The organism is Magnetospirillum fulvum MGU-K5, from assembly GCF_000442515.1.
Taxonomy (GTDB): domain Bacteria; phylum Pseudomonadota; class Alphaproteobacteria; order Rhodospirillales; family Magnetospirillaceae; genus Phaeospirillum; species Phaeospirillum fulvum_B.
Genome location: NZ_AQPH01000055.1, coordinates 1 through 25715 on the forward strand (window position 1 = coordinate 1; position 25715 = coordinate 25715).

A 25715-nucleotide genomic window follows, 5' to 3' on the forward strand; every position below is an offset into this window, starting at 1 on the left:
CCATCTCGGTCTGATAGCGGTCGATCAACGCGGCAACCGGGTAGGACCCGCATTCGCCGGGCGGAGTCTTCACCATCGCGACAAAGACATCCGGGCTGGTGGCATAATGGGCGGCAAAGAAGGCGACGTCACGGTTATAGCGGGAATCCGGCCGCAATTCCGGCGCGCCGGGATCGAGATCGCCGATCTTGAGGTCACGCCCGGCGACCAGGGCCCCGGCCAACAACACCACCGCCACCGCGACGGCAACAGCGGCCCAGCGCGGCTCGGCCGCCCGCGCGATCCAGAACGCGATCTTGCGGGGCTGACGCCGGGTCTTGGCGCGTTGGTCGGCAATCGCCCGCTCGCCGACGCCGACATAGGACATCAGCACCGGCAACAGCAGCATCTTGGTCAGGATCACCACCGCGACACCGATGCTGGCGCTGATCGCCAGTTCCTGGATCACCCCGATATCGATCACCAGCAGGGTGGAAAAGCCGACGGCATCGCAGATCAACGCAATCGAGCCCGGCACGAACAACAGGCGGAAGGTGACCTTCGCCGCCTCCAGGGTCGAGTGCCCGGCGGCACGCATACTGGCCATCGTGTTGATGTTCTGCACCGCATGGCTGACCCCGATCGCAAAGGTCAGGAACGGCACCAGGATCGAATAGGGATCAAGGCCGAAGCCCAGCAGCTTGACGATCCCCAATTGCCACAGCACCGCCAACCCGCAGCAGAACACCGTGACCAGGGTGCTGCGCAGACAGCGCGAGTACCACAGCAACAAGGCGGTGGTCAGGACGAAGGTGACGCCGAAGAAGATCAGGATCACCTTGGCCCCGGCGATCAGATCGCCAACGATCTTGGCAAAGCCGGTGATGTGGATGCGGACGGTACCGTCCTGGAAGCGGTCGCGGACCTTTTGCTCCAATTGCTCGGAAAAGCGGCCGTAATCGAGCTTGGCTCCGGTCTGGGGATCGACCTCCAGCAGCGGCGCCAGCACCACCGCCGAGCGGTGGTCCGAGGCGACCAGACTGCCGACCCGGCCCGAGCGCAGGACGTTGGTGCGGACCTCGGCCAGCATCCGCTCGGAGCCGTCGAAGCCCTGGGGCACGATGACGCCGTTGCGCATCCCCTCCTCGGTGACCTCGTACCACATCACGTTGGGGGTCCACAGCGACTTCAGATTGCCGCGATCGACGCCGGGGATATAGAAAATTTCGTCGGTGACCTTGCGCAGCGTCTCAAGAAAGTGCTGGGAATAAATATCGCCATCGACCGCCTCGACCGCGACGCGGACGACATTGCCGAGCGGCCGCAGCTCGCTTTGGTACTTCAGGGTATTAGCGATATAGGGATGCCCGGTCGGAACCATTTTCTGGAAGCTGGCATCGGCTTCCAGCCCGGTGGCGAGATAGGCGAAGACCAGCGACGCAAGCCCCATCACCACCAGGATCAGCGGCCGGAAGCGGAACAGCAGGGCCTCGACCCGCACCTCGATGGCGCGGGCGGTGTGGTGATGGAGCAAATCGGGGTCGGTGTCGGTGCGAATGCGGGTCTTGGCCTCAGTCATCAAACGTTCCCCTTCGGCGTTGGTCATCGTGCGGTGACGATGTCGCTCACTCGCAGCCCACCCGGTCCGGCCAGGACCATTTTTCCGTCGGCGGTGGCGGCAATCGCCGCGACCGGCCGAGGTGACGAATCGGTAGCGGCGGGACAGGTCCAACGCAGCCCGCCATCGTCGCTCACCAGCGGCGCCCCCCCGGAATCGTAGATCAGCACGCTGCCCCCCTGGACCAGACCGGCGATCAACGGCTTTCCGGTGCAGGTGGCGATCCGCGTCCAGCTTGCCCCGTCATCGACCGAGCGATAGACCCGGCCGCCGCCGCCATAAGCCAGCCAGGCCGGGCCGACCCGACGCAATCCGGCGATCGAGCCGCGTTCAGGCAGGGCGGCGACGGTCCAATGCTCGCCGCCATCGCTCGAACGGGTGATCCGCCCGCCCTCGCCCGCCACCACGATCCGGCCGGACGGGTCGATCGCCACCGCGCCGTAATGCAGCCGCTCGGGATTGTCGATGCGGTCGCCGAGATAGACCCAGCTTGCCCCGCCATCGGTGGTCCGGAAAATCTGGCCGAAGGACCCAACCGCCAGCCCGAAGCTTCGATCCCGGAAGGCAACCGCCAGGAATGGCCGCGACGGAGCGAAACGAACCCCGGCCAGGGCATCGTCGAGCGCGGTCTCGGCCTGATCGAGGGCGGCGACCGCCGCTTCGTCCTGGGCTGACGCGGCCTCGGCCCGGGCGCGGGCCAAGGCGACCCGGCGTTCGGCATCCTGCTGCACGGCGGCGGCGGCGCGGGTACCGTCGAACTGAACCTGCCAGCTCTCGCCCCGGTCGGCACTGTGGAGGATCACGCCTTCATGGCCGACGGCCCATCCCTCGGCAGGGGTGGGAAAGGTCACGGCGGTCAAGGTCACCGAAACCGGGACCTCGGCCTGAGTCCAACTTGTGCCGTGATCGTCGGAATAGACAATGATGCCGCGTTCGCCGACCGCGACCAGCCGATCCCCCGCCGTCACCACCGCGAGGGACAGAGCGCGGGCGGCCTTGGCGGTCTTGAAGGCTGGCAGGCTCGACAGGTCGATCTTTTCCGCACAGGCAGGCGCGGCGACTCCGATCAGCAGAGCGAAAGACAGGCTGAGGACCGTGCCGCTCCGGCATCGTCTCGCCGTCGCGGACGGCATGACAGCGGGGAGTCTCCCCCCCGCTGTCGGCCCGATCTGCGGCTTAATTGCCGACACGGCGCAGATTGTCCGGCGAGTACATCGAGAAGCTCTGCTTCTCGCCGAAGGTCGTCAGCTTTTCCTCGTTGGTCATCGCGTTGACGATGTAACGCCGCGCCTGAAGGTCATAGACGGCATCGTTGGCAATCCACGGCACGTCGGCCCCGTAGAACTGGATCGCGTGCATGATGTGCACCCGCCACAACTCGCCGCGTCCGTCATATTCGTCGGCCTCGGCGACCTGCCAGCTATCCTCGTCGATGTAGAAGACCCGCTTGCCATAGATGTGGCGGGCGCCCGGCTTCAACGTGCCTTCGACCACCCAGACCCGATGCGGCTCATAGCGGACCAGATCGGCGTTGATGTGGTTGGGCTGGATGATCTCGGCATATTTCAGGCTGCGGTCGTTCAGCTTGTAATTGTTGTAGGCGATCAGGATTTCCTTCTTGCCCAGCAATTTCCAGTCGAACCGTTCCGGCGAGCCGTTAAAGCCGTCGTAATCGTCCGAGGTCGCCAGCCCATCCGAATTCTGGGCCGGAGCGTCGTGAGCGACTTCGGGGGCGCGCAGCACCCGGCGCAGACCGGGATTGTAGCTCCAGGCCCGGCGCTCGTCCTTGGCGTGGTCGCGGGAATCGTGGACCAGCAGCGCCTCGCCCGCCATGCTGGAGGGGCCACGCACCAGATTGAGGTAATAGCTGTGGCGGTTGGGATCGGGATTGCCCAACGCCGCCGCCCAGGCCAGCCATTCCTCGCGCTTGACCGCGGTGAACGAGCCGCCGGTCTGGACCGGGAACATGCTGGAATAGCGGTGCACCGTGCCGCCGCGATAGCGCAGGATGTGGTTCCACATCACTTCCAGACCGTTCTTCGGCAACGGGAACGGCACGGTCGAGTTGACCACATTGTCGATCCCGGTGCCCGACGGGGTGAGTTGGGCCGCCCCGGCTTCCTGCTTGACCCGGTCATATTCGAGTTGCGGCAGAACGGCGGTGCGATGGCTGGGATAGACATGCATCCGGAAGGTGGCGGGATAGCGCTTCAGCATCTCGTAGCTGCCGGGCGCCAGCTTGTCCTTGTAGCTGTCGGCATTGGCGGCAGTGATGGTGTAAAGCGGCTTCTCGTTGGCGAAAGGATCGACATAACCCTTCTCGGGATCGAACGGCAGCTTCAGGCCGCCGGTCCAGGCCGGAATCGAACCGTCAGGATTGCCCGCGACCTCGGCCCCGACCGGGGTCAGATCCTTCCCCAACCGGGCCAATTCCTCTGGCGTAGCCCCGGCCCACGCTGGCAACGCGGCCCCCAGCATCAGGGCAAGCGCCCCGCCACCGATCAACGACTTTAAAACGAACTGGGTCTTCATCTCGTCTCTCCCGCGCTCAGAACGTCACACCGGTAACCAGCGAAATGAAGTCGCGGTCGCGGTAGGGATCATACTTAGCGTCACGGTTGTAGGTGCTGAAGCTGAGGTCGGTGTAGTACATCTTGTTCCACTCGGCCCGGACCCCCAGACCCAGGTTCATCCGGTCCTCGACGAAAGTGCCGTCGGCGGAATAGCCCGAGACGTCGTGTGCCCAGAACAGACGGGGCGTGACGTTGCCGCCGAACAGCAGGTTGTTGTAGGTCAGCGACAATTGGAGGCGATAGCCCAGCGCGTCGCTGGTGGCATAGCCCTTATTCTCGCAATAGGATGTGTTCGAATTGGTGCAGGCCATCGTCGCGGTTCCGGCCTGACCGAACATCGGATCACGGCCATACCGGCGCGAGGTGTTGGGATCGCCGATCCCCGACCAATGCTGATAGCCGATTTCGCCGATCACCTTGAACTCGTCGGCAGACGCAACGTTGGAGAAGGTTTTGACGGTCGAGACCTGGATCTGGAACTTGTTCTTGCGGTCATAGCCATCGACCACCGAACCAGTACCCAACCGACTGAGAAACGCCATCGGCCCCTTGTTCTGGAGCATGCCGTTGCCCAGATCGTTGGTGTTGATCTGAACCGGCACGCCAAAGGATTCACTGGCTTCGCCGAACACCGACCATCCCGCGATGTCGCCCGCGACGCTGGCGCCCACCACCTGGATGTTTTCGACGTCGTAGTTCCAGTAGTACTGACCAGGAAGAATGCCAGCATTGTAGATGGAATTTGCAATCCGGCTGGGGCTTTTGATGAAGCTGAAGATCGGGGTTCGCGCGTGATATTGCGCATAATAAAGGCCGAAATCCGTTCCGATATCGGTGTTGTAATAATGGACATTGGCGCCCCACTGCCCGACATCACCAGGATAGCGGTTGCCGCCATTGGCCATTTGGGAATTACGGATACCTAAACCCTGAACCGGGAAACCGGTGTTAAAACCGGCGAGGTCCCCAACATTCTGCGGCGACATCGTGATCGAACTCGAGCAATTCAGATAGTCCGAGGCACTCCAGAAAGTGCCGCAACCATCGAGCACCGAGCGTTCCCAGGTGAATTGGTAGAACGTCTCGAAGCTGATCCCGTTATCGAGACCGAGATTGGCCGAAATCTGCGGAATGGGGAGCAGGACTTCCTTGACCTGGGCGCCGGGCCGCCGCGCCGCGCCGACATCGACGATGCCGTACTGATTGATGCCGCCGGGGATGAAGGTGCTTTCGCCCCAATTCACGACATGTTTGCCGAGCTTCACCTTCAGCGGAGTGTCTTCGGCCAGATCGAAGGTTCCGTAGCCATAGGCATCAAGCAGTTCGACGCCGGAGAATTTCGACGCCGGATAGAAGTTCCCGTCATTGATCGGGTTTCGGCTATAGCCGTTGGCAGCATCGCCAAACGCGGTGTTCTGGTTGCGACCGATATAATCGTACCAACCTTTGACCCGGCCAAACACGCCGAACTGCTCTTTGCGCAACTCGACTTCGCCAATCGCCTTGCCCAAGGCGGAGTAGAAGTCACCGGCGCGGAAGTTCTGGTTGCCGTCGTCATGCTGACCGCCGTCGGCCTTACCGCCGTTGCCGCGCGAAATCAGGTTGGGATCGGGATTGCGGGTACGCATCGACGCCCCGACCGACAGGTCAAGGCTCCATCGCCCGTCATACCCGTTGCCAAGCGAAAAGTCATCGGCCCGTGCCGTCGTGCCCGCCCCGACCAGGCAACACAAGGTCGCGGCCGTCCGCAGTGATAGTTTCCCTAAAGATTGCCCGTTTATTTTAGGTTCGATCTTCATATCCGCTCCCCGTCTTATTTTATTTGTAGATGGATACTCTCCCACTCATCGCATACCGACAGACCCGCGCAGCGCTGCGTCGGTTTCTTCTGCGAAGATCACCCAAATGAAACTTAGGCCCCGGCCCGATCAATCAGCGAAAGACACCGGCGTTCCAGGACGTTGACCGCATGACCGAATCCGGCGAAGGCTGGGTTGGCGGCATGACCGGCGCAATAGCGGGCGTAGATTTGCTGGGCGATCACCGCCAGCCGGAATGTCCCAAAGATCAGGTAATAGTCGAACCGATCGAGGGTGATGCCGGTCTTCTGACAGTAATAGTCGACGATTTCATCCCGGCTCATCATCCCCGGCAGATGGGAGGGCTGACGGCGGATCGCCTGAATCTCAGAATCATCGTCGGCCTGGACCCAATAGGCCAGCGACGAGCCCAGATCCATCAGCGGATCGCCCAACGTCGCCATCTCCCAATCCAGCACGCCGACGATCGCGGCCGGATCGGTGGGGGAGAAAACGAGATTGTCCATTTTGTAATCGTTATGGATCAGGCGGGTCGCCCGTTCGGCCGGCTCCGCCGCCGCCAGCCACGCCATCACCGTTTCAAAATCGGCGGTGTCGGGGGTGCGGGCGTCGCGCAACCGCGCGCTCCATCCCTCGATCTGGCGATGCACATAGCCCTGTCCCTTGCCCAGACCGCCCAGACCGACCGAATGAGGATCGATCGAATGCAATTCGATCAGCCGATCGGTCATGTTCAGGCACAGGCGGCGCGCCTGCTCGGGCGACAGACTCATGCCCTCGGGCAGATCATGGCGGGGAATGAAGCCGATCAGCCGTTCCATCACCGCGAACGGACCGCCGATCACCGAATCGTCCTCGCTGGTGGCGACGATGGCGGGCACGTAGGGAAAGACCGGGCGGATTGCCCGCAACAGCGCAGCCTCGCGCAAAATGTCGTGAGCCGACTTCGCCTTGCGACCAAAAGGCGGTCTGCGTAAAATCAAATCGCGGTTTGGATAGGAAACCAGATAGGTCAGGTTCGAAGCACCGCCGGAAAATTGATAAGATTTTGGCTCGCCCTCCAGGGAAGGGTCTAGCGCTTTGAGAAAAGCGTCAAGACGCCCCAGGTCAAACTCTTCCCTTGGTCGAACAGCACCCGGCCGATCGGCAATGAACATTACGTGCTCCCTCCCAGAAGCTTTTCTTTTTAAGAGCCGGTTTTCCGGCTTCATTTTTCTCTGGCTCTTCGCCACCCCCGCGTCGGGCGATTGACGGAGCCTGAACCGCCGGGATTTTTTGACATCCCTTGCTGGCGTCCCGGCTACAGGTTACGGTTTGCTGCAAATGAATCAATTGAATGTACTTCATGGTGCAACATGAGCATCCCGCATTATCGTCGTTACGACCTGAATCTGCTGGTGGTTCTCAGTGCGATCTTCGAGGAAGGGAATATCACCCGCGCCAGCCAAAAGCTGAATCTGACCCAACCGGCGGTCAGCCACGCCCTGGCCCGGCTGCGCGATGTCTTCCAGGATCATCTGTTCGTGCGCCAAGGAGCGGCGATGGTCCCCACCCCGCTGGCGCGTCAGATCATCGGCCCGGTCCGCACTGCGTTGCAGTCGCTGGGATCGCTGACCGAGGAACGGACCTTCGATCCCGCCGCCGACCGGCGGGTGTTCCGACTGGCGCTGCGCGACGTGTTCGAATCGAGCGTGCTGCCGCCGTTGATGGAGCAATTGGAAAAGACCGGCTCGCTGATCGCGATTCACAGCGTCCGAACCGACCGGGGCGAGATCGAGGCCGAATTGCGGCGCGGCTCGATCGATCTGGCGATGGACATCCCCTTTCCCGTCGGCGACGAGATCAATCAATTGCGGGTCGTCCGCGATCCGCTGACGGTGGTGGCCAGGCGCGGCCACCCGCAGATCAGCGAAGGCAGCCTGAGCCTCGACAGCTTCCTCGCCCAGGGCCATGTGATGGTCTCGTCCCGCCGCAAGGGACCGGGGATCGAGGATTTCGAACTGAACCGCCTGGGGCTGCGGCGCGAGGTCAAGCTGCGCTGTCAGCATTATTTCGCCGCCTGCCGCGTCGTCAGCCAGACCGATCTGCTGCTGACGATGCCGGGGCGCTATGCCCGCGTCGCCAACCTTGCTTTCGACAATCTGCTGCTGCCGCTGCCGCTGAAGATTCCCGACCTCGATGCGGTGATGTACTGGCACGCCAACATGGACGACGATCCCGCCTCGCAATGGCTGCGCGGTCGGCTGACCGATATTTTCAGCGATCAGCCGACCTGACGCCCCGGAGCATCACGCCGCCGGGATCAGGCGATCTGCGGCATCTTGGGAGCATCACGCTGCAAGATGCCGTTCAGACGCGCCGACACCCCGCAATCGCTTTCGGGATGGGTGACGATGTAGAAGCGGTCCTCGATCACCGCCGCAATCGTCTGTTCGGCAATATCGCGGGCAGTGATCGAACTGGCCTCGATGATCTGGCGGATTTTCTCGCCATAGACCGGGGCCATCGGATTGGTGGCGCGCAATTCCGCGGGCCGGTTGCGGTGCGACTCGGCGATCCCGGTCTTGACGAAGCCGGGACACAGCACCGACACCCCGATCTGGGTCCCGGCCAGCCGCAGATCGTGATAGAGGCATTCCGACAGCGTCACCACCGCGTGCTTGCTGACGCAATAGACGCTCATCCCCGGCGGCGACACCAACCCCGCCACCGAGGCGGTGTTGACGACATGGGCCGGGCCGCCCTGGGCGATCATCCGCGGCACGAAGCTGCGGATGCCATGGACCACCCCCATCAGATTGACGTCCAGCACCCATTTCCAGTCTTCCAGCGTCGCGGACCAGACCGGACCGGCGGCGGCGACACCGGCATTGTTGAACAGCAGATGGCCGCCGCCAAACCGCTCCCAGGTCTGCTCGGCCAGGGCCTCGACCTGCTCGGGCTTGGCGACGTTGGTGGGGACGGTCAGGATACCGACGCCGGTCGCGGCGACCAGATCGCTGGTCGCGGCCAGTCCGGCAACGTCAAGATCGGCGAGAACCAGATTCATCCCCTCGGCGGCGCACAGCACGGCGAATTCACGGCCGAAGCCGCTGGAAGCGCCGGTGATGATCGCGGTCTTTCCTTGCAGTTCCATGGTGCGGATTCCTTGCATGATCAGGAAACGAGATAGCCGCCATCGACGGTGAGGCAGGCCCCGGTGGTGTAGCTGGCGGACGGCGACACCAGAAAAAGCACGGCGCCCACCATCTCGTCGGGCTGGGCGGCGCGACCCAGCGGCAGACGCTGGGTGACCCCGGCCAGAATCTTGGGATTGCTGGTCAACGCCGACGCGAATTTGGTGTCGGTGAGACCGGGCAGCAGGGCATTGACCCGCACCCCCAGCGGCCCGCCTTCCTGGGCACAGGCCTGGGTCAGCGAGATCACCGCCGCCTTGGTCATCGAATAGAGCCCCTGCCCCGCCGCCGGGCGGACACCATTGACCGAGGCGACATTGACGATGCTGCCGCCGCCACTGGCGGCAATCAGCTTCATTCCCCGCGCCGACATGAAGAAATAGCCCCGGATGTTGACATCGACGGTCTTTTGGAACGCGGCCAGATCGGTGTCGATCAGCGGCCCGAAATAGGGATTGGTCGCGGCGTTGTTGACCAGGATGTGGAGCCGTCCGTGCCGCGCCGAGATCCGCTCAAACGCCGATTCGATCTGCTCCATCTCGCCGATATGACAGGCCAGGGCCTCGGCGCTGCCGCCGCTGTCGCGAATCGCGGCGGCGACGGTCTCGCACTCCTCCGTCTTGCGGCTGGAGACGATCACATGCGCCCCAGAGGCGGCCAGGGTGCGGGCGATCGCGGCACCGATACCCCGGCTGGCGCCGGTAATCAGCGCCACCTTGCCGGTCAGGTCGAAAAGCGCGGGAACGGACGCGGACATGACGAAACCTTCCTATCGGTTGGTAATCTTGCTTTTGTCGCCCGTCATTTCGAGATGGGCGAAGGAATTGAGCGACAGCAGGCTGGCGCGGGTACGGTCATGGACGATGCGGGTGACGCCGCTATTGACCAGGATGTTGTTGAGCCCGACGGTCGCCTCGTCGGACAGGCCCAGCAGGTGCTGGCAGATCGCGGCAATCGGCCCGCCCGAGGTAAAGACCACGGTGCTACCCGATTTAGGGGCCGCCTCGACCTGACGGCGGAAGGCGGCAACGCAACGGTCACGAAACACGCGCCAGCTTTCGCGGTACTCATGATCGTGATCGCCCGCGGCCCACCGCGCCACGGCGGCGGCAAACACCGTCTGGAAGGCGCGGCGGGGATTGTCGCCAGCGGCGAGAAAGCCCCGGATCGAATCATGCGAGTCGAGTTCGGGACGGAAGCAGCGCAACACGTCCAGGAAATCGAACTCGTCAAAGCCGCTATCCTGGGCCAGCGGCACCGGGGCATCGGTTCGGGCGGCCTGGAACGCCTCGGCGGTCTGGAGGTGACGGCGTAACCCGCCGGTCACCATCCGATCGATGCCCAGACCGGCGGTCGAGAACCAGCGGCCGAGCATCCGGCTCTGCTCCTCGCCCAGCGGCGACAGCCGGTCATAATCGCGGCTGCCGAACGATGCCTGTCCATGGCGGACCAGATAGACCTGCCCCATCGCGACTCCGATCAGGCCGGGGCCATGTATTGACGCAATTCCAACTTGGCGACCTGGGCGCGGTGAACCTCGTCCGGGCCGTCGGCGATCCGCAAGGTGCGGGCGCAGGCATACATCCAGGCCAGCGGCACATCGTCGCTGACCCCGGCACCGCCATGGGCCTGGATCGCCCAATCGATCACTTTGCAGGCGACGTTGGGGGCGACGACCTTGATCAGGGCGATTTCCTTGCGCGCCGCCTTGTTGCCGACGGTGTCCATCATGTGGGCGGCCTTGTAGGTCAGCAGACGGGCCTGATCGATCATCGCCCGGCATTCGGCGATCCGCTCGTGCCAGACCGATTGCGTCGCCAGCGGCTTCCCGAACGCGACCCGCGACAGCAGGCGGCGGCACATCAGTTCCAGCGCCCGCTCCGCTGCCCCGATCGCTCGCATGCAATGATGGATTCGCCCCGGCCCCAGGCGTCCCTGGGCGATCTCGAAGCCACGCCCCTCGCCCAGCAGAATATTGCTGGCGGGAACCCGGACATCGCGGAAGCGGATTTCGGCGTGGCCGTGGGGAGCGTCGTCATAGCCGAACACCGGCACCCAGCGTTTGACCGTGACGCCGGGAGTGTCGAGCGGCACCAGGATCATCGATTGCTGAAGATGGCGGTTCGGATTGGCGGCGTCGGTCTTGCCCATCACGATCAGGATTTTGCAGCGGGTGTCGTTGGCCCCGCTGGTCCACCATTTGGTGCCGTTGATGACGTATTGGTCGCCGTCGCGGCGGATGTCGGTGCAGATGTTGGTGGCGTCGGAACTGGCCACCGCCGCCTCGGTCATCGCAAAGCCGCTTCTGATCTCACCCGCCAGCAACGGATCGAGCCAGCGCGCTTTTTGCTCGGGCGTGCCGTAGCGGACCAACACCTCCATGTTGCCGGTATCGGGGGCGGAACAGTTGAACACTTCCGAGGCGAAGTGGCTGCGCCCCATGATCTCGGCCAAAGGCGCGTATTCGAGATTGAGCAGACCGGCGCCATAGTCGCTTTCGGCCAGGAACAGGTTCCACAGCCCGGCCGCCTTGGCCTTGTCCTTCAAGTCTTCGAGCAGAGGAAGCGGCTTCCACCGGGTCGGTCCCTGGGCGACCTGAGCGAACAGCTCGGCTTCGCGCGGGTAATAATGCTCGGCCAGAAAGTCGTTAACGCGGCGGCACAGATCCCGGCTGCGCGGCGTCAACTCATCGAACATCGGCCCCTGGTCCATTGCGGGCACCCCTTCTTGCAGTCTTATGTCAAAAAAAGTGGGCCAAGCGGCAAGGCTGCCCGGCCCAAGTTTGGAGTCTTCCCCGTGAAGACACCGGAACACCTCAAATGAAACGATTTGGAATGAACACGCCCATCCATCTTTCTATTCAAAATTGATCAGTCATATAGTCACCCACGGGGACGGGATTCCCTGTCCCGCAATCAGAGGTAATCCACCCCGCTTAATCAATCCAATGAATTGTCTGGATTTTTTAGTATTAATATCACGCATAGTATGGCGAGACGGGAGGATGGAACGATGGCACGACGGCACCGGGAGCAGCATCGCGGCGAGACGATCGGCTGGCTGCGGGCGGCCGTGCTGGGTGCCAATGACGGGATCGTCTCGACCGCCAGTCTGGTGCTGGGCGTGGCTGCGGCCGGGACCGGTCATGCCGGGATCGTCACGGCGGGGCTGGCCAGTCTGGTGGCGGGAGCGATGTCGATGGCGGCGGGGGAATATGTGTCGGTCCATTCCCAGGCCGACACCGAGGCGGCCGACCTCGCACGAGAGCGGACCGAACTGAAGCGCGACACGGTGGCCGAGCATCGCGAACTGGCGGCGATCTATGTCGGGCGCGGCCTTGATCCGGCGCTGGCGCGCCAGGTCGCCGAGCAATTGATGGCCCACGATGCTATCGGAGCCCACGCCCGGGACGAGTTGGGAATAACCGAAACCCTGCGCGCCCGCCCGCTTCAGGCGGCGGCAGCGTCGGCAGCCAGCTTCGCCGTCGGGTCGGCCCTGCCGCTGCTGGTGGCCTTGACCGCGCCTGTTGCCAGTCTGGCTTATGCCGTCGCGGCGGCTTCGCTGCTGTTCCTGGCCGTGCTGGGCGCGCTGTCGGCCCATGTCGGCGGTGCTCCGATCGCGACCGGAACGATCCGGGTCACGGTCTGGGGCGCTCTGGCGATGGGCATCACCGCCGGAATCGGGGCGCTGTTCGGGCCGTTGGGCTGAGCCGCCGTCAGGACAGGGGCAGGATGACCTTGCCGACCGGAGTCAGGCTGAGACGGGCCAGCTTCAGATGCGCCCACGCGAACGGAATGCCGATGATGGTGATCGCCAGTCCGGCGGCCAGGATCAGATGACCGAGGGCCAGCCACCACCCCGCCAGCACGAACCAGATGATGTTGCCGATCGTCGATAACGCCCCGGCATCCGGGGCCTCGATCACGGTCTGGCCGAACGGCAGCAAGGTATACCCGGCCAGCCGCAACGCCGCCGGGGTCCACGGTAACCCGACAATGGTCAGCGCCATGATCGCGGCGGCGAGCACCCAGCCCAACGCCATCGGCAAACCGCCAAAAACCAGCCACAGGATGTTCAGGATCAGAGACATGGCGGTCCTTCCTTGTTGGCCGATAACCCCGCCCCTTTCCCAAAGGGAGAGAAGCCCCTTAGTGAGTCGACCTCATGCCGCTTGATATTAGACCTCGGCGGCGGGAGTTACCCCATAAACGCCGTCATCGGTAACCAGATAATCGATTCGGTTATCGACCAGGGCGCGGGCGGCTTCTTCCGGGGTGTTGATGATCGGCTCTTCGTGGACGTTGAAGCTGGTATTGACGGCGGCGGGCAGCCCGGTCTTGGCCTTGAACCCGGCCAGGATATCGTAATAAAGCGGATTGTCGGCACGGCGAATCACCTGGGGCCGCGCCGTATTATCGACATGGACCACCGCCGGAATCCGCTCGCGCCAGTCCGTCTTGACGTTACAGGTGATCGTCATGAAGCGACAGGCATAGGCATTGACGTCGGTGACGTCGAACACGTCGCGGGCATCTTCCTCGGCGATCACCGGAGCAAACGGCATGAACTCGCTGCGATCCAGCCGCTTGTTCAGCGAATCATTGATATCGCGGCGCAAGGGCGAGGCCATGATGGTCCTGGCCCCCAGCGCGCGGGGACCAAACTCCATCCGCTGCGAGACGATGGCGACCGCCTTGCCCTCGGCCAGCAGATCGGCGGCGACCGGAACCGGCGCACCGTCCACCCGGTGGATACGGCTGCTGAAATCGCGGAAGCGCGATCCGGTCACCCCGTCAAAGGGCCGTCCCCAATAGACATTGTCGAGGCGATAACGCTGCCGCAGCCAGAATTGCAGCCCGTCGCGTTCCAACAGGAATTGCAGCGCGCCGCCGATCACCAGCCCCTCGTCGCCCATCGGCGGGACAACGAACACTTCCTTGAGGCCGCAGGTCTCGGCCAGCCGCTGGTTCAGTTTGACGTTGGCGAACAGCCCCCCGGCCAGACCGAGGCGGGTCACCTTCTCGCGTTCCAGCAGGGTCGAGACCGAACCGACGATCGCGTCTTCGACGAAGGTCTGGATCGAGGCCGAGGCATCCTCGCGGCTCTGGCCCTCGCACAGGGCCATGAACGCGTCCCGCATCACCCCGCCATTGGCGAAGTCGCTGGTGAACAGGCCGTCCTGGTCCATCGTGAAATGGGCGGCGAAATCCTTGGCAATCGTCGGCTTGCCATAGGCGGCCAGCCCGGTGACCTTGCCCTCGTGATGGAGCGGGCGGAAGCCCAGCGCCTCGGTCACGTTGGCATAGGCCCGCGCCAGACTGTTGATCTGATAGGCGCGGTGGAGCCAGCGATCGTCGCCGAACAGGGTGGTCAGCGCCCCGTTTTTGAAGACCCGGTGGCTGTAATTGACATTGTCGCCCGCACCGTCGGCGGTATAGAGCAGCGCATCGTCCCAATCGGTGAAGAACAGCGACGGCAGAGCGTGGGCGGCGTGGTGATTGGCGAAAAACACCTTCGTCGACGGGGGCAGACCGTAGAAGTGCAGCACCTTGCGGATGTCGAGCACCTGCTCCGGATCGAGCAGACCGGCCTTGGCCAGCACCGTTGACAGATCGCGGGTCCCCGAACGGCCCTTGATCGTGTCGCGCCAGCGGCGGAACAGATCGGTCTTGTAGAATTCGCGGGGAAATTCGCCCCGGCTGAACACGACGGCCTCGACCTCGGCGGGGGTGACGCCACCGATCGCCAGCACCTCGGCGACGCATTCGTGAGGCGCACCGCCATCCTTTTTGGTCCGGCTCAGACGCTCTTTCTGAATCGCGGCAACGACACGATAGCCGTCCAGCAACGCCGCAGCCGAGTCATGGATTCCGCAATGGATCGAAAGGATGCACGTCATCGCCGTCTTTCATCAGTCTCTAAGGCACGCCAAGTGCCACCTTCTGGCACAAAAAGCGATCCAGTGTCACCCGAAAATAGGCTGACGACAGGCCCTGAATCTCCGTCCGCACCGCGTCAGACGGCGGAAAATCAATCCCCTCGAGGATCGCGCCGAGACACCCGGCATTCTCTTTTTCCCACCTTGATTTATTATGGCGACGCCGAGACGACGACCCGGTCGCGGCCGTCATGCTTGGCCTGATAAAGCGCTTCGTCAGCGCGGTTGAGCAGACCGTCGGAACTTTCCCCCGCGACCAGGGTCGCGACTCCGGCACTGACGGTCAGATGGCGGCCTAAGACGAAATCATATCCCCGCACCTCGTGGCCGATCCGTTCGGCCAGAACGCGGGCCTGCTCCAGGTCGGTTTCCGGGCACAGGATCAGGAATTCCTCGCCGCCCCAGCGACCGACCACATCCTGGGCCCGGGCGACGTTGCGGGCGATATCGGCAAAGGCGATCAACACCTTGTCGCCGATCAGATGGCCGAAATCGTCGTTAACCTGCTTGAAGAAATCGAGATCGAATAAAATGATCGAGAACGGGCGGGCATAGCGGCGAAACCGCTCGAACTCGGACTGGAGGCGTTCGTTGAGGCTGGCCCGGTTGGCCAGCCCGGTCAGGGTGTCGGTCTGCGCCAGCGCCCGCAATTGCTTGTTCAGCCCGCGCAGTTTGATCAGCCAGAAAAAGCTGGTGAGGATCACTGTCCCCAGCAAACCGACGATCTTGAAGATCAGGTCGTAATCGACGCCGGATTGCACCCGGATCGCGACGTGGCGGTTGGCGATCTCGTCCTTTTCCGCCGCGCTGATCTCGCGGACACCCTTGTTCAGAATGTCGCGCAGCATCACGAGGTCTTTGGCCACCCCGATCCGCAATTTGTTTTCATAGCCGGGCACCTGGCCTGAGATTTTCAGGTTGAACCAGCCGTCTTCCTTGATGGTGTGGACGGCGACCAGCATCGACCGCATCGTCATCGCCGCCTTCTTCTGCGACACCATCCCGAAGGCTTCGCCCTCGCTGTTGGCGGTCACCACCTTCAGCTTGGTGAAGTCGCGCCGCACCCGTTCCTCGATCGAGGTGCCGGTCGGCAGCACGAGAATCTCGTTGGCAACGTCGCTGAGGTTCTCGATATAGGGATGCTCTTCCCGCGTCACGATCACGTTGCGATCGACGAACAGCGGGTCGGTGAAGATCAGCCAGGCATCGCGCGCCGGGGATTGGTTGAGGAAGCTGAGAATCTGGCACCGCCCCTCTTTCGAGGCGGCAACGCTCTCCTCCCACGTCCGGGTCGGGACCAGCTTCAGCGTCACCCCGGCCCGGCTTGCCGCCAGACGCAGCAAATCGGCGGCAATGCCGACATGGACGTTTTCGCTGTTGATGACTTCATAGGGAGCCCAGTCGGGATCGACGCAAAACGTGAAGGGCGCGTTTTGGGCAACATACGCCCGTTCGGTCTCGGTCAGGTCCGCGGCACGCCCGGGCGATGACACAGAGGTCAGCAAAGCCAGCCCCGCCGCCAGAGCCGTCCGTGCTGGATTGAGGCGAGTCCTGGCGATCAGAACCAAAGCCCAAGCCCGGTCATCGCGGTATAGCCCCTGCTGCCAAGTCCGGATTCATCTTGATATTCAATGTATCCCACCGCCCCCATCACGGCAACACCTTCCCCAAGAGTGTATTTTTCTGAGACCTGATAAACAGAAATAAGATCATCTCTCTTGCCGGCGACCCGACCGGCGACCCGCGACGTATAGATATCCAGGCTTGTCTTGGACGGACCAAGCTCATACATCACGCCGACATCCCAGGCTTTTCCGCTATTATCCTGACGATCCCCGGCAATCAACGCAGCGCGGCTGCGGTGCCGTTCGTCGGCCCACGACCCGCCGATTGTCACCCCGGCATAGGACAGGGTGCCGCCCAGGGAATAGGCGCGGACCCGTTCGACCGTCCCGGTCCCACTGCTGAGATCTCCGGTCACAAAGCCCGCCGACAGGGCAAGTCCGATGGCACCGAAGCTCCGGGTGAAGCCCAGCCCGGCGGCATACATTTCCGAGCGCGGCAACGGCCCCCGATTATCCTCGGACAACGCGCTCGGGGTATAGGACAGGCCCAGGGTCAGCCCGCCCAGGCTGGGGGTGAAATAGAGGATCTTTTCGGCATTGTCGTCCTGATCCATCTCGGTCTGATTGCCGCTATACATCGTGCTGACGATGGCGGGGCGACGGATCACATTATCGGACATCAGGCCGTTGGGCGGCCCGTTCCACAGCCCCGCCGCCTCGGGAGCGCAGACATGGAGTAGCGAGGCGGCGTTATAATCGCTGCCCAGTTCGATCTTACCGAAACCGCCTTCGACCCAGGCGAACGCCTTGTCGATCGGGTCGGTGGTCTGATCGGTATGACCGCCTGCTTCCAACTCGGCCTTCAGACCGATCTTCAGCCCGTTCTCCAGCCGGGTCGCGCCGATGAAATGGAGTTCGTTGTCGCCCTTGACCGTCGGACTGGTGAGCGCGGCGGCGCTGCTCTGACCGCCAGTCGCGACCACCCACCATTTCGAATAGCCGCCGACCCGGATCGAGATCGGATCGGCCGCCCACACCGGTCCCGGCAGCGCCGCCAGCGCCAGCGTCACCACAACCGCCGTTCTGTCCCTCATCTCGTCCTCTCCCCCGCTCCCGCCTTATTGTCTCCAGCCAGGAGGGGGAAGAAAACACACGCTTTCACCGCCGCCCGTTGATGCGGCGATAAAGGGTGTTGCGGCTGATCCCCAGGCGACGCGCCGCCTCGGACAGATTGCCGCCGCTGGCCGCCAGCATCCGGTCGATCAGGGAATCCGAGGCCGCCCGCAACGTCGCCATCCCGATCTCGTCGCCCACCGGAGCCGCCTGCGGACGGCGCAGATCATCGACGAAATCCTCGGGCAGATGGTCCCAGCCGACCAGGGTCTCGCCGCTATCGATCAGAGCGCAGGCAAAGCGCAGCACGTTGGCCAGTTCGCGCAGATTGCCCGGCCAGCGATAGGCGGCAAAAGCGGCGGCCACATCGGGCTCCAGACTGAGCCCGGCATCGGGGGCGAAGCTGTCGAGCATCCGGGTCACCAGCACGGCAAGATCGCTCCGTTCCCGGAGCGGCGGCAGCACCAGGGTCAGGCCGTTCAGCCGGTAATACAGGTCGGCGCGGAACCGCCCGGCCTCGACCTCGGCTTTCAGCGGCCGGTGGCTGGCCGCGATCAGGGCGAAATCGACCGAGGTCGGCTTGCCCCCACCCAGCGGCACCACCTGACGTTCCTGCAACACTCGCAACAGGCGGGTTTGCAGCGCCAGCGGCATGTCGCCGATTTCGTCCAGGAACAAGGTGCCGCCATGCGCCTCGCGAATCCGTCCGGGCGAGCCGTCGCGCCGCGCCCCGGTAAAGGCACCGGGGGTATAGCCGAACAATTCCGCCTCGATCAGATGTTCGGGCAAGGCGCTGCAATTGACCGCGACAATCGGCTGGTTGCGGCGCGGACCGACGGCATGAATCGCGGTGGCGAATAGTTCCTTGCCAACCCCGGATTCGCCTTGCAACAGCAATGGGATCGGCTTGCTCGCCACCTTGCGGGCGCGATCGACCGCCCGCGCCATCCGCTCGTCTCCGGTATCAAGCTCGGTCAGGGCGTCCCGCAACGGCTCTAACGACGGAGCGCGATTGGGGCGCGGCACCATCCGCCGCCCCGGCTCGATCCGCAAAAACAGGCTGCGGCCATCGGTACCGTTCGCCGACACCACCCCACCTGGACGGCGGCAGCCATAATCCTGGATCGCGGCCAGCCGGAGCGACAGGGCCTCTTCGATCCGGACCCGACCGATATCGGCAACCTCCAGCCCCAGCAGAGCCAGACCGGCCCGGTTGGCCCCGACGATCCGCCCCACCTCGGACAAGGCGATCAACCCCTCGCCCAGCGTCCCCAGCCCCTCGGCCCGGGAATGCAGGCGCAGGCGCAGCGCATCGCCGTGCCGGGCCTCGAACAATTGGTTCTCGATCATATGACCGGCGGTGCGGACCAGGGCGACGGAATGGGGATGGGGACCGTGATGCGGTCCGGAAATGTCGATAACCCCCAGCACTTCGCCCTCGGACCCGATCACCGGCGCGGCGGTGCAGGAGAGAAAGCGGTTCTGCTCGAAGAAATGCTCGCCGCCATGGACCACCACCGGCGCGGCCTCGGCCAGCGCGGTCCCGATCGCGTTGGTGCCGCGATGGTCTTCGTGCCACGACGCCCCCGCCCGTAACGCCACCCGGTCGGCGCGCTCCAGAAAGTCGGCATCGCCCAGGGCGTCGATCACCACGCCGTGATCGTCGGCCAGGATCACCATCCCGCCCGCCCCTTCGGTCTGGGCGTACAGGTAATCCATCACCGGACGGGCACGCAGCAGCAGATCGCGCCGTCGCTCGACCGCCTGGGCCAGACACGCCCCGGAAACGGGGTCGACCCCGGCATGGTGGGAAAAGGGCTGTAATCCCGCTCCCAAACAGCGCTGCCACGATTGGGCAACAGCGGGATTGACGATCCCGGCGGGGGGAAGCGTGCCGCGATCAAGCATGTGCCGGGCGCGAGCGAGCGCGGAGTCCGGCTGGCTCCTGACGTTGTTCATGACGTGTCTCCTCCGTGGGGCATCCTGCCTGATGGCGGCACCCTCGCTATTACCTCCAGTGTCATAGCGGGACAGGTCTCAACGCAAGAAAAACATCATTGTCCCCACCCCCTGTTCCATTTCGCCACACTGTCCCGGATCGGGACAGGTCAGATCGGGGCAGTTTCGGAACAATATCGTTTAAAATCAATTACATAATAAATCGGCACGCCGCGTGCTTTTGCTTGTTCTGCGACCGCCCCAAGCGGGACGCCAAACAACCAAAGGGAGGACCTCGATGCTGTACCCCGCGCCCGGCACGCCCGGAGCCCCTGTCGAGTTCAAGGCACGCTATGACAATTTCATCGGCGGCAAATGGACGCCCCCGGTCCAGGGCCGCTATTTCGACAATGTTTCCCCGATCACCGGCAAAGTGTTCTGCCAGGCGGCGCGGTCGAGCGAAGAGGACATCACCCTGGCGCTGGACGCCGCCCACGCCGCCGCCGAACGGTGGGGTCACACCAGCGCGACCGACCGCTCGAATCTGCTGCTGCGGATCGCCGACCGGATGGAAGCCAACCTGGAAAAGCTGGCCTATGCCGAGACCGTCGATAACGGCAAGCCGATCCGCGAGACGCTGGCCGCCGACATCCCGCTGGCGATCGACCATTTCCGCTATTTCGCCGCCTGCATCCGCTCCCAGGAAGGCAGCCTGTCCCAACTGGATGAAACCACCGTCGCCTATCACTTCAACGAGCCGCTGGGCGTGGTCGGCCAGATCATCCCGTGGAACTTCCCGATCCTGATGGCGACGTGGAAGCTGGCCCCGGCCTTGGCCGCCGGGAATTGCGTCGTCCTGAAACCGGCCGAGCAGACCCCGATCGGCATCCTGGTCCTGATCGAGCTGATCGCCGATCTGCTGCCGCCCGGCATCGTCAACATCGTCAACGGCTTTGGCCTGGAAGCGGGTAAGCCGCTGGCGTCGAGCAGCCGGATCGCCAAGATCGCCTTTACCGGCGAGACCTCCACCGGCCGTCTGATCATGCAATACGCCAGTCAGAACCTGATCCCGGTGACGCTGGAACTGGGCGGCAAGTCGCCCAACGTCTTCTTTAACGACATCGCCGCCGAGGATGACGAGTTCTTCGACAAGGCGATCGAAGGGTTCGTGATGTTCGCCCTGAATCAGGGTGAAATCTGCACCTGCCCCTCGCGCGCACTGATCCAGGACAGCCTGTACGACCGCTTCATGGAGCGTGCGCTGGCCCGCGTCGCCCAGATCCGCCAGGGCAACCCGCTCGATACCGATACGATGATCGGGGCCCAGGCTTCGACCGAGCAGATGGACAAGATCCTGTCCTATCTCGATATCGGCCGCGCCGAAGGGGCCGAAGTGCTGGCCGGTGGAGCCAAGGCGACCTTGGGCGGCGATCTCGCCAACGGCTATTACATCCAGCCGACCGTGTTCAAGGGCCACAACCGGATGAGAATCTTCCAGGAAGAGATTTTCGGCCCGGTCGTCGCCGTGACCACCTTCAAGGACGAGGCCGACGCCCTCCACCTCGCCAACGACACCCTCTACGGTCTCGGATCGGGCTTGTGGACCCGCGACGGCAACCGCGCCTTCCGCTTCGGGCGCGGCATCAAGGCCGGACGGGTGTGGACCAATTGCTATCACCTCTACCCGGCTCACGCCGCCTTTGGCGGCTACAAGCAATCGGGTATCGGCCGTGAGAACCATCACATGATGCTGGATCACTACCAGCAGACCAAGAACCTGCTGGTCAGTTACAGCCCCAAGGCCCTGGGCTTCTTCTGATCGTCTCCCCCCATCGCTTCAGACAGGATTGGATCATCCCATGACCGAGACCACATTCTTCATCCCCTCGCTCAACATGATGGGTGCCGGGTGCCTCACCAACGCCGTCGGCAATGTCTATAGCTATGGCTTCCGCCGCGCACTGATCGTCACCGACCAAGTGATGAACAGCCTGGGCGTCGCCGACAAGCTGGGCGCGTTGCTGGCAGCGGCGGGCGTCTCCAGCGTCATCTTCCCCGGAGCCCAGCCCAACCCGACCGTCGGCAATGTAGAAGCCGGTCTGGCGCTGTTGCAGCAGGAACAGTGCGATTGCGTGATCTCGCTGGGCGGCGGGTCGTCGCACGATTGCGCCAAGGGAATCGCCCTGACCGCCACCAATGGCGGCAGCATCCGCGATTACGAAGGCGTCGATAAATCGGCCAAGGCGCAATTGCCGCTGATCGCGATCAACACCACGGCGGGCACCGCCAGCGAGATGACCCGCTTTTGCATCATCACCGACGAAAAGCGGATGGTGAAGATGGCGATTGTCGATCGCAACGTCACTCCGCTTTTGTCGGTCAACGACCCCGAACTGATGCTGGGCAAGCCGCCGATGCTGACCGCCGCCACCGGGATGGACGCCTTGACCCATGCGGTCGAAGCCTATGTCTCGGTCGCGGCGACCCCGATCACCGATGCCTGTGCCTTGAAAGCGGTGTCGATCATCGCCGGAAATCTGCGGACCGCCGTTGCCGAGGGCAACAATCTCGCCGCCCGCGAAGCGATGGCCTATGCCGGGTTCATGGCCGGGATGGCCTTCAACAACGCCTCGCTGGGCTTCGTCCATGCGATGGCGCACCAGTTGGGCGGCTTCTATGACTTGCCGCACGGGGTTTGCAATGCCGTGCTGCTGCCCCATGTCGAAGAGTTCAATGCCGACATCGCCGCCTCTCGCCTGAAAGACGTCGCCCATGCCCTGGGGGTCGATACCCTGGGCATGTCCGACCGTCAGGGCGCCGATGCCTGCATCGCCGCAATCCGGCGTCTGTCGGCCGATATCGGCATCCCGTCCGGCCTGACCCAGTTGGGGGTCAAGGATCAGGACATCCCGATCCTGGCCGCCAACGCGCTCAAAGACGCCTGCGGCCTGACCAATCCGCGCCGGGCCAGTCAGGCGGAGATCGAATCGATCTTCCGCGCCGCCGCTTAAAGCCCTCTCCCCGCCTTGCCCCTGGCCCCGTCTTCACCGACGAGGCCAGGGGAATTTGTCCAAGGCTTGACTTTGGCCCGCCGTCGCGTCTACGGTATTTGGTGTTATGGTTCCCCGGATTATCAAAATCTGGGGCTAAGAGGGAAACCGGTGCGTCGCCTTGGCGATCAGTCCGGTGCTGCCCCCGCAACTGTCAGCGGCGAGCCGCCGTCCATCCTTGTCACTGATGCCCGCTTCGGCATCGGGAAGACCGGACGAAGGCCTTGACCCGCAAGCCAGGAGACCTGCCGTAACGCGATGAAACGTCCACGGGCGGGGTGTCCCGGCGGGCCGCTTGCGGAGCCTTATCCTTCGCCAGAGGCACCCTTCCCCGTCCTTTCCGTGACCAGAAAGGCGCGTGCCCTCTTATGACCCGCAAGATTCCCGCCACCGTCATCACCGGATTCCTCGGCGCCGGCAAGTCCACCCTGGCCCGTCATCTGCTGGAACACAACCGGGGTCAGCGTCTGGCCCTGATCGTCAACGAATTCGGCGATGTCGGCATTGACGGCGAGATGCTGACCACCTGCGGCATCGAAGGATGCGGCAAGGACGACATCATCGAACTGGCCAACGGCTGTCTGTGCTGCACTGTCGCCGACGAGTTCCTGCCGGTGATGCAGGCGCTGATCGAACGCGACCTGCCGCCCGATCACATCCTGATCGAGACCTCGGGTCTGGCCCTGCCCAAGCCGCTGGTCAAGGCGTTCCATTGGCCGGAAATCCGCTCGCGCGTTACCGTCAACGGCGTTGTCGCCGTGGTCGATGCCGAGGCGACGGCGGCGGGTCTTTTCACCAGCACCCCGGAACAGATGGCTCGGCCCGACCACGACAATCCGCTGGAAGAGGTGTTCGACGACCAGTTGCTGTGCGCCGACATGATTCTGCTCAACAAGACCGATCTGGTCGATAACGCCGCCCTGGAGCGGGCACGAAGCCGCATCGAGGCCAAGCTGCGCCCCGGCGTCAAAGTGATCTCGACCCGTCACAGCATCGTCGATCCGGTCGTGGTGGTCGGACTTGATGCCGCTGCCGAGGACGATCTCGACACTCGCCCCAGCCTGCATGACAGCGCCACCGACCATTCCCACGACGATTTCGAAAGCTTCGCCGTCGATCTGCCCGAAATCGCCGATCCCGATGCGTTGGTCGAGCGGATTTCGGCGGCGATCGCCAGCCACGACATCCTGCGGCTGAAAGGCTTCATGGCCGTCCGCGATAAGCCCGCCCGCGCCGTGGTCCAGGCGGTGGGAGCCCGGATCGACCGCTGGTTCGACCGGCCGTGGCGACCCGGCGAGGCCCACGCCGGGCAGGTCGTCGTGATCGGCGGCAAGGGCCTCGACCGCGCCGCGATTGCCGCCGCGATCCGGGGCTGATCTGGGGCACCCCCCTATTTCCGAGAATTCACACAGAAAAATTCATCTTTTTGTCTGGCTGACAAACAGGGTACTATTACCTTAGATTTAGCCAGATCGACCTTGCGAGGTCGTGACGGGGTGCGGGACTCAGGCCACCATCGCGCACGGACAACAGAGTCGCGGCAGGCCGTAACGGCCTGCCGTTAAACACCCGCCCTCCTGGTCTGGCCGCTCGGATTTCCAGCGGTTGGGGCGATACCATGAGTCTGCGCGGATTTCTCAGCCGACTGATCTGGATTTGTATCCTTCCGCTGGTGCTGGTCTCGGTGTATCTGGCGATCAGCCAATTGCGCCATTATCAGGCCCAGCGCGAGCTTGAGGCGACCTATCTTGCCCACAACATCACCTCGACGATCGACCGTCTGATCGGCAATCAGGTCGGCGCGCTGAAGATGCTCGCCGCCTCGCCCCTGATCGAAAACAAGGAACACTGGCCCGATTTGTATCGGGAGGCGGTGGCGTTTCGCGACAGTTTCGGCAGCCATATTCTGATGGCCGATGCCGAGCAGAAGATGGTCTTTTCCACCCGCGTCCCCTATGGCACCCCCCTGCCCCGACTGCCGGTGGTCAAGGGCCATGCCGCCGCTCCCACCGCGATGGCCACCGGCAAGCCCGCCGTCGGAGATCTGTTCCTGGGGCCGATCACCGGCGAACGGCTGGTCGCGATCGGGGTGCCGATCCCCCGTGGCGGCCCTGGCGCGGCGGTGCTCGTCGCCGTCATCGAAGCAAAACGACTGCAAACACGACTGGACGACATCGCCCTGCCCTCGGACTGGTCGGTATCCCTGCAAGACAGCAACGGGGCCGTCATCGCCCGCCGCAACGCGGAGCAGAGCCCGGACACGCCCCGCCGCAGCTACAGCGTCTCGTCAACGGTCTCGCCCTGGACGGTGGTTCTCGACGTCCCGGAAGGATTGCTCAGCCCCGCCAACCGTCTGCTTGCGATCAGTTTCAGTGGGATGATCCTGGCGGCGATCCTGGCCGGCCTGTTGGGCGGCCGGTTCGCCAGCCGGAAGTTGACCCGTTCGTTGGCCTCGTTAGGCGAGTTCGAGCCACCCCCCGGCGCGGAAAAGCCGATTGACGAGATCGAAGCGGTCCGGGTCCGGCTGACTGCGGCGGCGGCGGCCCGCGAATCTGCTTTGTCCGGTCAGTCCGTCAGCACCCAGAGATTCCAGCGCCTGTTCGAACTGGCCCCGGTCCCCCTGTGCGTCGTCAATCAAAGTGGGGTTTTCGTCGATTACAATTCCCGCTTTGAACGGATGTTCGGCTATAGCCGCGACGAGGTGCCGACGCTTCAAGAATGGTGGCAACGCGCCTATCCCGATCCGGAATACCGTGACCGGGTGATCGCGGAATGGACCGCCGCGGTGCGTCTGGCGGTCGAGACCGAAAGCGATATCCCGCCCGCCGAATATCGGATCACCACCCGGAGCGGGACGGTGCTGTCGGTGGTGGTCTCGGCGGCAATGCTGGGGGGCGACTGCCTCGTCTCGTTCATGGACATCACCGAGCGCAAGAGCATCGACG

Annotated in this window: 20 protein-coding genes and 1 riboswitch; of the genes, 6 read left to right on the top strand and 14 right to left on the bottom strand. The window is 63.7% G+C overall.

Annotation, left to right across the window (positions count from 1 at the left end):
* From K678_RS12820 to K678_RS12840, 5 genes are all read right to left on the bottom strand, one after another.
* A partial coding sequence (locus tag K678_RS12820; RefSeq protein ID WP_051185931.1) for an efflux RND transporter permease subunit occupies window positions 1-1558 on the bottom strand: 1558 nt, incomplete at its 3' end.
* 23 nt (window positions 1559-1581) lie between these two features.
* Entirely contained in the window at window positions 1582-2730 is a 1149-nt protein-coding gene (locus tag K678_RS12825; RefSeq protein ID WP_021132889.1) for a WD40/YVTN/BNR-like repeat-containing protein, read from the bottom strand.
* A gap of 43 nt (window positions 2731-2773) precedes the next feature.
* Window positions 2774-4129 carry a DUF1329 domain-containing protein gene (locus tag K678_RS12830; RefSeq protein WP_021132890.1) on the bottom strand — a complete coding sequence of 452 codons (1356 nt, stop codon included), beginning with the start codon at window positions 4127-4129 and terminating at the stop codon, window positions 2774-2776.
* Between the two features lie 16 nt (window positions 4130-4145).
* Window positions 4146-5969 (bottom strand): DUF1302 domain-containing protein, encoded by a 1824-nt coding sequence (locus K678_RS12835; protein WP_081673269.1) that lies wholly within the window; start codon window positions 5967-5969, stop codon window positions 4146-4148.
* A 113-nt stretch (window positions 5970-6082) separates the two neighbouring features.
* Window positions 6083-7201, bottom strand: coding sequence for a phosphotransferase family protein (locus K678_RS12840; RefSeq protein WP_331270954.1), 1119 nt, complete (start codon window positions 7199-7201; stop codon window positions 6083-6085).
* A 144-nt stretch (window positions 7202-7345) separates the two neighbouring features.
* Here K678_RS12840 and K678_RS12845 point away from each other — a divergent pair, with 144 nt between their 5' ends.
* The gene (locus K678_RS12845) at window positions 7346-8266 is read left to right on the top strand and encodes a LysR family transcriptional regulator (RefSeq protein WP_021132893.1); all 921 of its coding nucleotides are present in this window, start codon (window positions 7346-7348) and stop codon (window positions 8264-8266) included.
* 26 nt (window positions 8267-8292) lie between these two features.
* Here the strand turns inward: K678_RS12845 and K678_RS12850 are convergent, their stop codons facing one another.
* The 4 genes from K678_RS12850 to K678_RS12865 are packed head-to-tail and all read right to left on the bottom strand — an operon-like array spanning window position 8293 to window position 11863.
* On the bottom strand, window positions 8293-9126 hold the full coding sequence (locus K678_RS12850) for an SDR family NAD(P)-dependent oxidoreductase (RefSeq protein WP_021132894.1): 834 nt from the start codon (window positions 9124-9126) through the stop codon (window positions 8293-8295).
* 20 nt (window positions 9127-9146) lie between these two features.
* On the bottom strand, window positions 9147-9923 hold the full coding sequence (locus tag K678_RS12855) for an SDR family oxidoreductase (RefSeq protein ID WP_021132895.1): 777 nt from the start codon (window positions 9921-9923) through the stop codon (window positions 9147-9149).
* 12 nt (window positions 9924-9935) lie between these two features.
* Complete coding sequence (locus K678_RS12860) at window positions 9936-10634, bottom strand: histidine phosphatase family protein (protein WP_021132896.1); 699 nt, start codon at window positions 10632-10634, stop codon at window positions 9936-9938.
* Window positions 10635-10645: 11 nt separating this feature from the next.
* The gene (locus tag K678_RS12865) at window positions 10646-11863 is read right to left on the bottom strand and encodes an acyl-CoA dehydrogenase family protein (RefSeq protein ID WP_039853110.1); all 1218 of its coding nucleotides are present in this window, start codon (window positions 11861-11863) and stop codon (window positions 10646-10648) included.
* A 315-nt stretch (window positions 11864-12178) separates the two neighbouring features.
* On the opposite strand from K678_RS12865, the gene K678_RS12870 reads away from it, so the two are divergent.
* A complete protein-coding gene (locus K678_RS12870; RefSeq protein WP_021132898.1) occupies window positions 12179-12874 on the top strand; it encodes a VIT1/CCC1 transporter family protein in 696 nt (231 codons plus the stop codon).
* A gap of 7 nt (window positions 12875-12881) precedes the next feature.
* On the opposite strand, the gene K678_RS12875 is transcribed toward K678_RS12870, so the two are convergent.
* From K678_RS12875 to K678_RS12895, 5 genes are all read right to left on the bottom strand, one after another.
* Entirely contained in the window at window positions 12882-13256 is a 375-nt protein-coding gene (locus K678_RS12875; protein WP_021132899.1) for a YccF domain-containing protein, read from the bottom strand.
* An 87-nt stretch (window positions 13257-13343) separates the two neighbouring features.
* A complete protein-coding gene (locus tag K678_RS12880; RefSeq protein WP_021132900.1) occupies window positions 13344-15065 on the bottom strand; it encodes a carbamoyltransferase C-terminal domain-containing protein in 1722 nt (573 codons plus the stop codon).
* A gap of 191 nt (window positions 15066-15256) precedes the next feature.
* A complete protein-coding gene (locus K678_RS12885) occupies window positions 15257-16672 on the bottom strand; it encodes a diguanylate cyclase (RefSeq protein ID WP_021132901.1) in 1416 nt (471 codons plus the stop codon).
* The gene (locus tag K678_RS12890; RefSeq protein ID WP_021132902.1) at window positions 16663-17763 is read right to left on the bottom strand and encodes a porin; all 1101 of its coding nucleotides are present in this window, start codon (window positions 17761-17763) and stop codon (window positions 16663-16665) included. Before K678_RS12890 ends, K678_RS12885 begins: the two co-directional genes overlap by 10 nt.
* 64 nt (window positions 17764-17827) lie before the next feature.
* Window positions 17828-19741: a sigma-54-dependent Fis family transcriptional regulator gene (locus K678_RS12895; RefSeq protein WP_021132903.1), complete on the bottom strand. Its 1914-nt coding sequence runs from the start codon at window positions 19739-19741 to the stop codon at window positions 17828-17830.
* Window positions 19742-20018: 277 nt separating this feature from the next.
* Here K678_RS12895 and adh point away from each other — a divergent pair, with 277 nt between their 5' ends.
* From adh to K678_RS17865, 4 genes are all read left to right on the top strand, one after another.
* A complete protein-coding gene (gene adh, locus K678_RS12900; protein WP_021132904.1) occupies window positions 20019-21539 on the top strand; it encodes an aldehyde dehydrogenase in 1521 nt (506 codons plus the stop codon).
* Window positions 21540-21579: 40 nt separating this feature from the next.
* On the top strand, window positions 21580-22731 hold the full coding sequence (yiaY, locus tag K678_RS12905) for an L-threonine dehydrogenase (protein WP_021132905.1): 1152 nt from the start codon (window positions 21580-21582) through the stop codon (window positions 22729-22731).
* Between the two features lie 90 nt (window positions 22732-22821).
* Window positions 22822-23037, top strand: a riboswitch (cobalamin riboswitch).
* Between the two features lie 101 nt (window positions 23038-23138).
* Complete coding sequence (cobW, locus tag K678_RS12910; RefSeq protein WP_021132906.1) at window positions 23139-24146, top strand: cobalamin biosynthesis protein CobW; 1008 nt, start codon at window positions 23139-23141, stop codon at window positions 24144-24146.
* Window positions 24147-24388: 242 nt separating this feature from the next.
* Window positions 24389-25715 (top strand): PAS domain S-box protein (locus K678_RS17865; RefSeq protein ID WP_021132907.1); only part of this gene is annotated, 1327 nt, incomplete at its 3' end.

Coding starts and splice junctions, on each gene's coding strand:
- K678_RS12830 (WP_021132890.1), bottom strand. CDS start 4,129: ATGAAGACCCAGTTCGTTTTAAAGTCGTTGATCGGTGGCGGGGCGCTT.
- K678_RS12880 (WP_021132900.1), bottom strand. CDS start 15,065: ATGACGTGCATCCTTTCGATCCATTGCGGAATCCATGACTCGGCTGCG.
- K678_RS12875 (WP_021132899.1), bottom strand. CDS start 13,256: ATGTCTCTGATCCTGAACATCCTGTGGCTGGTTTTTGGCGGTTTGCCG.
- cobW (WP_021132906.1), top strand. CDS start 23,139: ATGACCCGCAAGATTCCCGCCACCGTCATCACCGGATTCCTCGGCGCC.
- K678_RS12895 (WP_021132903.1), bottom strand. CDS start 19,741: ATGAACAACGTCAGGAGCCAGCCGGACTCCGCGCTCGCTCGCGCCCGG.
- K678_RS12825 (WP_021132889.1), bottom strand. CDS start 2,730: ATGCCGTCCGCGACGGCGAGACGATGCCGGAGCGGCACGGTCCTCAGC.
- K678_RS12840 (WP_331270954.1), bottom strand. CDS start 7,201: ATGAAGCCGGAAAACCGGCTCTTAAAAAGAAAAGCTTCTGGGAGGGAG.
- K678_RS12890 (WP_021132902.1), bottom strand. CDS start 17,763: ATGAGGGACAGAACGGCGGTTGTGGTGACGCTGGCGCTGGCGGCGCTG.
- K678_RS12865 (WP_039853110.1), bottom strand. CDS start 11,863: ATGTTCGATGAGTTGACGCCGCGCAGCCGGGATCTGTGCCGCCGCGTT.
- K678_RS12855 (WP_021132895.1), bottom strand. CDS start 9,923: ATGTCCGCGTCCGTTCCCGCGCTTTTCGACCTGACCGGCAAGGTGGCG.
- yiaY (WP_021132905.1), top strand. CDS start 21,580: ATGACCGAGACCACATTCTTCATCCCCTCGCTCAACATGATGGGTGCC.
- adh (WP_021132904.1), top strand. CDS start 20,019: ATGCTGTACCCCGCGCCCGGCACGCCCGGAGCCCCTGTCGAGTTCAAG.
- K678_RS12860 (WP_021132896.1), bottom strand. CDS start 10,634: ATGGGGCAGGTCTATCTGGTCCGCCATGGACAGGCATCGTTCGGCAGC.
- K678_RS12850 (WP_021132894.1), bottom strand. CDS start 9,126: ATGGAACTGCAAGGAAAGACCGCGATCATCACCGGCGCTTCCAGCGGC.
- K678_RS12835 (WP_081673269.1), bottom strand. CDS start 5,969: ATGAAGATCGAACCTAAAATAAACGGGCAATCTTTAGGGAAACTATCA.
- K678_RS12870 (WP_021132898.1), top strand. CDS start 12,179: ATGGCACGACGGCACCGGGAGCAGCATCGCGGCGAGACGATCGGCTGG.
- K678_RS12845 (WP_021132893.1), top strand. CDS start 7,346: ATGAGCATCCCGCATTATCGTCGTTACGACCTGAATCTGCTGGTGGTT.